Origin of the sequence: Gloeocapsa sp. DLM2.Bin57, from assembly GCA_007693955.1 — a bacterium.
Taxonomy (GTDB): domain Bacteria; phylum Cyanobacteriota; class Cyanobacteriia; order Cyanobacteriales; family Gloeocapsaceae; genus Gloeocapsa.
The window spans coordinates 1-7,798 of the sequence record RECR01000021.1 but is presented as its reverse complement, the minus strand read 5'-3'; the positions used below and the strand labels follow the sequence as shown (position 1 = coordinate 7,798).

10 protein-coding genes and 1 riboswitch are annotated in these 7,798 nt (G+C 38.9%); of the genes, 4 read left to right on the top strand and 6 right to left on the bottom strand.

Features of this window, described 5'->3' with window-relative positions:
• Positions 1–700 precede the first annotated feature (700 nt).
• From EA365_00580 to EA365_00565, 4 genes are all read right to left on the bottom strand, one after another.
• A complete protein-coding gene (locus tag EA365_00580; protein ID TVQ49224.1) occupies positions 701–1,096 on the bottom strand; it encodes a hypothetical protein in 396 nt (131 codons plus the stop codon).
• A gap of 910 nt (positions 1,097–2,006) precedes the next feature.
• Positions 2,007–2,765: a cobalt ECF transporter T component CbiQ gene (gene cbiQ / locus EA365_00575; GenBank protein TVQ49223.1), complete on the bottom strand. Its 759-nt coding sequence runs from the start codon at positions 2,763–2,765 to the stop codon at positions 2,007–2,009.
• Entirely contained in the window at positions 2,746–3,033 is a 288-nt protein-coding gene (locus EA365_00570) for an energy-coupling factor ABC transporter substrate-binding protein (GenBank protein ID TVQ49222.1), read from the bottom strand. Before EA365_00570 ends, cbiQ begins: the two co-directional genes overlap by 20 nt.
• Positions 3,020–3,703: an energy-coupling factor ABC transporter permease gene (locus tag EA365_00565; protein TVQ49226.1), complete on the bottom strand. Its 684-nt coding sequence runs from the start codon at positions 3,701–3,703 to the stop codon at positions 3,020–3,022. Before EA365_00565 ends, EA365_00570 begins: the two co-directional genes overlap by 14 nt.
• 114 nt (positions 3,704–3,817) lie before the next feature.
• Positions 3,818–3,962, bottom strand: a riboswitch (cobalamin riboswitch).
• Between the two features lie 322 nt (positions 3,963–4,284).
• Between EA365_00565 and EA365_00560 the strand changes: the two genes are divergently transcribed.
• Genes EA365_00560 through EA365_00545 form a run of 4 tightly spaced genes read left to right on the top strand, consistent with a single transcriptional unit; the run spans position 4,285 to position 6,327 of the window.
• Positions 4,285–4,572, top strand: coding sequence for a hypothetical protein (locus EA365_00560; GenBank protein TVQ49225.1), 288 nt, complete (start codon positions 4,285–4,287; stop codon positions 4,570–4,572).
• Positions 4,569–4,988, top strand: a complete 420-nt coding sequence (locus tag EA365_00555) for a heavy metal-responsive transcriptional regulator (GenBank protein TVQ49221.1) — start codon at positions 4,569–4,571, stop codon at positions 4,986–4,988. Before EA365_00560 ends, EA365_00555 begins: the two co-directional genes overlap by 4 nt.
• Before the next feature lie 17 nt (positions 4,989–5,005).
• Positions 5,006–6,043 carry a WD40 repeat domain-containing protein gene (locus tag EA365_00550; GenBank protein ID TVQ49220.1) on the top strand — a complete coding sequence of 346 codons (1,038 nt, stop codon included), beginning with the start codon at positions 5,006–5,008 and terminating at the stop codon, positions 6,041–6,043.
• A gap of 2 nt (positions 6,044–6,045) precedes the next feature.
• Entirely contained in the window at positions 6,046–6,327 is a 282-nt protein-coding gene (locus EA365_00545) for a DUF3288 family protein (protein TVQ49219.1), read from the top strand.
• 6 nt (positions 6,328–6,333) lie between these two features.
• Here the strand turns inward: EA365_00545 and EA365_00540 are convergent, their stop codons facing one another.
• Both EA365_00540 and EA365_00535 read right to left on the bottom strand, forming a co-directional pair.
• Complete coding sequence (locus tag EA365_00540) at positions 6,334–6,825, bottom strand: Fis family transcriptional regulator (protein TVQ49218.1); 492 nt, start codon at positions 6,823–6,825, stop codon at positions 6,334–6,336.
• An 11-nt stretch (positions 6,826–6,836) separates the two neighbouring features.
• Complete coding sequence (locus EA365_00535; GenBank protein ID TVQ49217.1) at positions 6,837–7,487, bottom strand: sigma-70 family RNA polymerase sigma factor; 651 nt, start codon at positions 7,485–7,487, stop codon at positions 6,837–6,839.
• Positions 7,488–7,798 lie beyond the last annotated feature (311 nt).

The following is a 7,798-nucleotide window of genomic DNA, read 5'->3' as shown; positions in this document are numbered from 1 at the left end:
TGTTACTATTTCAACCCTTAAATCTTATATACAGAATCAAGATGAAATAAAATAAATAAGGACGCGATTCATCTCACGCTTATTTGAGAAAATAAAGCTTGAGGCTTCTCGCGGTTAAGCTAAACCTTGATGACTCTAAGGTTAACCGTAAGATAGCCGAAGAAATACGCGAAATCATGCTGCTAGAAAATATTTAGGTATAGAAGTAGGGGTGGTTAAGGTTTAGCACCAGGGGAGAAACCTCCAAGAGGGACAGTGAAAAAAAAAAGCTTTCTTAGGGGTGAGTCACCAGGTGAGTTACCAGGTGAGTCACCTGGTGAGTTAAGATGAGTCACCCTCCATTAACCCTATGATGCTATAGTTAGGTTGAATCATTAGTTTCTGTCCTTGGTTTTCCGAACTAGGGGTTTTTCGATTATTGCTACTGGAAAAGAGAGGAGAGCTTCCATAGGCTCTCCTTCCTTGTTTAGGTCTATTTAGAGGGATTGGGGAACAAGTCCAACCCTAGCTATCAGTGGAGAAGAATGATTATCATTCCACTTCTTTTGGTTAGAAACCCTAGGGTTTTCGCACAGAGTTTACCCTTCATGCTATGATGGATTCATCGACTCACTTTTTGCCCTTTTCGGAAACAGAGTAAAGAAGCTAAAGTGAGTTGCACCCCCTATTCTTCTTTTGCACTGTTAAAAGAACACGGGTGCTACACAAAGAATTCATACAAATCAGTACCCAGAGTTTCTAGAGCCTTAGCTACGGCTTTCTTGAGCTTGCTTACCTTTACTTCGGATGTTGTCTCAGCCATATATTTAGCCATGTGGACTAGGTTGTTATCATAGTCGTACTCATAGGTACTGTAGATATCTAATGCCTCATTAATCCTTGCCTCCAAAGCCTCTAGCCTAGCTTCTAAACCACCTTCTATATTGCTTCTTTCAGTGGTAAGGGAAATGGTTTGGGGTTCATCTACCAATCGGCTAATAGCTAGCTCTATGGCTCTAGATTCGCTGATACCGTGTTCTAAACAGTATTCCTTGAGCTTTAGCATTACATTGGGTGTTACATAGGTTGATTTCTTTATTCTTTTTCCGTATTCCATAGTTGGTTTGCTACCTTCTTTTTCAATGGTTACTTTTACCCCTATTTAGGGTTACCCCTATTAGGGGTAATTTAGGGGTAAATCTGTTTAGGGGTAAAATAACTCTTTCTGCACTGATAAAGATAATTGCTTCTTTCAGTGGTAAAGGAAATATTTCCCCTAGAATCTGTAATATGTAAATCTAATTGTATTGTTCTTGAGATGGTATAGAAGGGTTTATATAAATGGTTACCAACACCAAAAAAGAAGCCAAACTATTTCCGAGAGCATACATAGATATTGAGCTAGCATTATACTAACCATAGAGATTAATAAATATCACACCTGGGGAATATGTAGTGATAAGAGTATCGTTCCTGTAGGTAAGCTTTAAGGGATTGCCTCCAAACCTTCTCGGGTTTGGAGGGGAATTGGGGAACAGTGCAAAAAGAAATGTTTGTTAGGTGATAGCTAGGGGATACCGTAACGATATCAAGGTGATATCAGTCCATGATATTAGGGTACTATCATCTCATGATATAAAGGTGCTAGTAAGGTGATAGCTAGGGGATGGTAGGGGTAATGGTAGGGGTGATATCAAGATGATATCGTAACAGTATCTAGATGATATCAAGATGATATCGTAACGATATCAAGGTGATAACATCCTATGATATTGTCAACACCTTGTCTATGACTGTCAACGGTTTGTATATGGATAACTCATCTAATGAGTCACTAGGTAACTCATCTAGTGACTCACCTAAGTGACTCATTCTAACTCACTAGGTAACTCACCCCTAGTAATCTTTTTCCAAAAACAAGCTAGAGATTTTTCTTCACTGGTATTGACTAAACCCCTATGGGCATGGTAGGCTAACAGCTAATCCGTAGCATCTTTGGGAGCAGGATGCCGCAGGTTCAAATCCTGTCATCCCGATTTTTTTAAAATAGCGTAAAAAACTAAACAACTATAACCGAGTAAGGCTTCTAAAGTATAACGAAGGTTGGATTTATAGGGGATAGGTTGCCAAAAGCGTAGTTTACCTGTAAATCCACGGGAATTTAAACCTAAAACTATTTGGCGATAATTTTCTAAACTTTGTTTGAATAGTTGAGTAACTAATAATCCTAGACTAGTTATGATTCTACTTCTGCGACTATAACCACCCCGAGATTGTTGGGCTAATAATAAGTTACTAGCGGTTTCGGTTAAAATAGCAATAAAACGATACATTAAGGCTAAAAGTTCGAGGATTAAACTAGGACAACCTAACTTAGCTAATACTTCCAAAATCTCTATTAGGGGGGTTGTCAGTAAGAGAAAGTACATAGAAGAACTAACTGTGATCGCTCTTAATAATAATTCTGCACCCTGAATTAATCCTGAAGGACTAAAATAAAAGTTAATTGGTACTAGATTATCACTCCAAACTATTTCTAAGGCGATCGCGGGTAAACTAACCATCCCAAACCCTAAAGGTATCGTCAACAACTGAAGGTAAAATCGCCAAGGTATCCCCGCGTAAACCACTATCCAAATGAATAACCAGATAATCAGAATTATTTGAACAAACCTACCACCTAGATAACTCAATAAAAACAACATTATTGTAAATAATAGTTTTTCTGATGGTGGTAGATAGCGCAGACGATTAAGATAGACTAAACTATCTATTTGGTGGTGCATTACGACCTTTATATAAACCGATAACGTAACCGACGATTCCCCCACCGATAGCAGCTTGAGTGGAGAATAACAAACTCTCCACCTCACCACTAGGAGGTTCAAGAATCGACTCAAACCAAGGCTCAAAATCAGGGTTTAGGGTAGTAATTGCTTCTTCTGCTTCCTCATCTGCCCCCATAAATTCGCCCTTGACAAAAACCAGGGGTATTAGTGCTAATAACAATACTCCTGCTATCAATAAATAGTTGCTATATTTAGCTTGCTGCATGGTTACCTCTGGTTGTACGTAATAGTTTGATGGTTTCTAACTCGGGTTGAGCGTAAGATTTTAGCCAATTCCAAACTAAAACCGTGAGCATTCCTTCGCTAATTGCTAAAGGAATTTGAGTTAGGGCAAAAATTGTGGCAAATTTCGTAAAAGAAGCGAGGAAACCGCCATTTTCAGCGGGAAAAGCTAGAGCTAGTTGTAAAGACGTAACTAAATAAGTTGCTAAGTTACCACAAGTAGCAGCTAGGAAAACAGCCAATCTTTCTCTATTACTTCCTTTGGTTTGATGATAGATTAAATAAGCTACCCAAGGACCAACTATAGCCATAGAGAAGACATTAGCACCCAAAGTAGTTAAACCACCATGGGCTAAAAGTACAGCTTGAAAGATTAAAACCAGTGTTCCTAGTACAGTCATGATACCAGGAGTGAAGAGAATAGCACCTAAACCAGTACCCGTAGGATGAGAACAACTCCCTGTAACCGAAGGAATTTTTAAAGCCGAAAGAACAAAACTAAAAGCCCCAGCTAAAGCCAAAAGTAGTTTTAATTCGGGATGTTCTCGGGTTAAATTGGTTAAGTTGCGCAACCCTACCACAAAAAAAGGTAAAGAAATACCGAACCACAATAAAGCCCAGGGTAGAGGAAGAAACCCCTCACTAATGTGCATCGCATAAGCAGGTTTAGACAAGTATAGCCAAGTGACAATAGCTATAAAAGTACTAACAGCATAAGCGCGTTTTTGCTTAAGTATCCTAAAAGACAAGTGTATCTGAACCTCGCAGAATGATGTTAAGACTTAGGCGGGCATCCTGACTAAGAAACCGATTGTTTCATCACAGTTGCGAGACAGCGTTGGACTTACACCAAACTTTCCCCCTTGCGTTTGATGACTGTTCCCCATCAAAACCTAAAGTGAAAACATTTTAACATATTTGCTAAAATTTCTGTTAGCATAACATAGGTAAAAAAACGTATAGGAAAATAAACATGACTGAACCTCAACCAACTACTCAACCCAAGGTAGAAGACCCCAAATTTGGTTTTAACGAATACGCAGAGCGTCTTAATGGTAGAGCTGCGATGATTGGCTTTATCTTAACCATAGCTATTGAATATTTCAGTGGTCAAGGTCTCTTAGCTTGGTTAGGGTTACAATAATAAGTCTAAACAAAATCAAGAGCCTTAGCCGATTATCAGATGGATAGGATAAGCTAAAAGTAGAAGATAAATAATTAGTAACTTAAGATGATTAACGCTATTATTCCTCGTTTTTTTAAAGTAGCTTATCGCAAAGAACCACTCTCTAGCTTTATCTTAGTGATAGGAGCAGTTGACGCGGTGATTGGTGGTGTAGGTCAACGTTGGACCTTACTTAGTTTAGGTGTATTTACTGTGTTCATCGCTATGCTCGTGCGTTGGTTGCAACAACAACAAGCCCAGGCAATTGTACCACAACGGGTAAATAGAAAAATGCTGCCTCCAAGTGCTGCAGATAACCCTTTACCGGCCTTAACTAATCGACAAAAACAAAGATGAATATAGAATGTGATGAATTGCTCAAAATTGGCGAAGTAGCCAATCGAAGTGGTTTGTCAATTAAAACTATTCGCTACTACGATCAGTTGGGTTTACTCTCTCCTGCGGTAACAAGGACTGAATCTGGTTATCGTTTGTTTGAACCTAAAGTAATTAACCGTTTAGAGTTTATTAGAAAAATCCAGACTTTGGGACTTAGTCTCCAAGAGATTAAGGTAATTCTGGATGTTCATGATTCGGGTGATGTTCCCTGTGGTCAAATCAAGGACTATCTGCTCAAACAGCTAGATAATATAGATGAACAAATAAATAACCTTAATTCTCTTAAAGCTCAATTACAATTAATACTCGCAGATTGGCAAGAATTAACAGCTCCAGATGAGGAATCTCAGACTATTTGCCCTAATATAAAATAAATTAATTTTTAAATTCTATGAATCTCCACAAGCTTAAAATTGGTTTATTAATCTCAACTATAGGTTTATTATCTCTATCCCCAACCCCAATTAAGGGGGAAGAAACCATAACCATAGAAGAAGAACCACTAACCCTTCTAGAAGCCGCCGAATTGTGGCGCAGACCTCGCTTAATCCAGAGTTTCATTGGTCATGAGGGAGCAGTCAATGCTCTGACTTTTAGTCCTGATGGAGATATTGTCGTCAGTGGGGGGAGTTCTAATGACCCTACTCTCAAGTTTTGGTCTGTAGCTACAGGAAAACAAGTTGAGAGAATTCGTGCTCAACGTACAGCGGTAATGGAGGTGGCGATTAGTCCCAATGGCGCTACACTTGTAAGCACTGGAGAAGACGCAGGTATTAATATTTGGGATTGGCAAACGGGAGAGTTTTTGTTTACCTTTTTTGAGCATGGTAGTAATATTCTCTCTATGGTTATTTCCCCCGATAGTAGCGTGATGGTAACAGGAGGTTTGGATGGGATTAGGGTTTGGAATCTGATTCCTCAACGTCCTATATTTATTCTAGATGGGATTGGTAATCCTACTTATGCTTTAGCGATGCACCCTAATGGCTATGTTGTCGCTAGTGGTCACCAAGATGGGGTAGTGAGATTCTGGAATCTGAGAACCACTAAGGAATTGAGTGAGTTTATTCTCCATGATAATTTAGTCAGTGGATTAGCTTTTACTCCTGACGGTAATAAGTTAATTACTAGTAGCTATGATGGGACTATTAAAGTTTGGGATTTAGTCACCCAACAGTTATTATTCACAATGACAGGACATAGGAGTATTATTAGGGCGATCGCTCTCAATCCTGATGGTCAAGTACTCGCTAGCGCCGGAAATGATGGTGTACGTCTCTGGAATATCGAAACGGGAGAATTTCTCGGGGTAGCTTCTGGACATACAGACTGGGTACAATCTCTGGCTTTTAGTAACGATGGCAGAAGATTAGCTACAGGAGGTTTTGATCGGATTATTCGGATTTGGGAAATACCCGAAGCTTTCTAATTATGGCAGAGCTACAACATCCTCAAGCCCAAAAAGATGGCGAAATAATCGCACAAATCCTGGATGAAAAAGCAACAGCAGAAAATTTAGCGACTATCGCTAGATTAATTATTCGTTATGAAAATTTTCCTGGAGCTAAAGAAATTAAACAACGGTTAAACCAAATTCTACAACAGTGGGGTTTAGATCAAGAGACTCTATTTGCACAAACTCGTCAATTCTACTCAGAAGGTAAACTAGGTAATGAACGTTTAGCACCCCAAGAAACACAAGATTGGAGTTGAGTAGCTTTATCTAGGAAGATCTACTAAAGGTTCGTTGAGTTTGATAATTAAACTATGATCTAGACTGTGACTACGATTCTGGTTAAGTTGTTCTTTGGAGATCTTATTGAGAGCTATAACTACTCCTTGATCATAATCCTGAGTTTGGGCTAATTGGGGGACAATATTGGCATTGGGGCTAAATAAACCACTTAAAGCTGTTACCGACAAAGCAGCAATCGCCCCTCCACCCCATAACCATCTTTTGCTGTGACGTCGTCTATTTACTTGCGCAAAAACTCCTTGAGATAATTGTTCCGCACTATAGGAAGGAGTAAAGGTGGGAAGTTGTTGAAAAGCTTTTCTGAGCTTGAGTAATCGTTGATACTCTTGTTGTAAATTCTGGTCAGTTGCCAAGAGAGATTCAACCTTAGCGATTTCTTGGGGACTTAATTCGCCGTCGATATAGGCGCTAAGTAGTTCATAGTGTTCGGAGTGTTCAAAATCATTGGGAATCATGGCTCTACAAATTATAAGAAATTATTTAATTCAGATTGTAATTTAGCTCTAGCTCTAGCTATTCTAGATTTTACTGTACCAAGAGAAGTATTAGTAATCTCGGCTATTTCTTCATAGGAGAGACCCTCGATTTCTCGGAGTACAATAGTAGTTCTAAATAAAGGAGGAAGGGAGGCGATCGCTTCGGTTAGTTTGTCGTAAAACTCTCTACTAGCTAAATCATCCTCTGGTGTAGGTGCTTCACAAGCTATATCTCGGGTAACTTCTTCTTGGTTAACTTGATAGGGTTCATCGAGAGAAATAATACTTCCGCGTCGTTTCCGCTTGCGCAATTCATCATAAACTAGATTAGTAGCGATCCTACCTAACCAACTTTTAAACTTTTGGGGCTGCTCTAATTTAGGTAGATATTTATAAACCCTAATCCAGACTTCTTGAGCTAGATCATGACGATCTTGCCAATCAGGGACAAGATTATACAAAATACTCTCAACATAGTTTTGATAACGACGTAATAATTCTGTAAAATCAGCCTGATTTGGTTGTCTTCCTTGTTGACAACGTAAAATCAAGTCATAATTAGAGAGTTGTTCAGGTGATACCCTTCTGTGCAAATTACTTACCCCTGTCATTGACCAAGAGGCGGATAATGATTGACTCATAAACATTTCCTAATCGAACGCTTACATCGTTATTGCTGTTTTAGACGTCTGATTAGAGTTAAATGTTCCTTAACCTTATTTTATCCTATGGTGAACCATCAATATACTTGCTTTTTCAAATAATTTCAGTGCATTTTTATTAGCCTTATCTGTAATCCCTGTTAGTGCTCAAACAGCTACTGTAGGCATTTGGACTAGTGCAACTCCTGTACCTATATTAGAAGGATTGAATATCAATAATATCAAGTGGGGTATTCCCAGGGCTATTTCATTCTAAAAAACTCCAAAATATGCTTAAGTCCAAAACGACA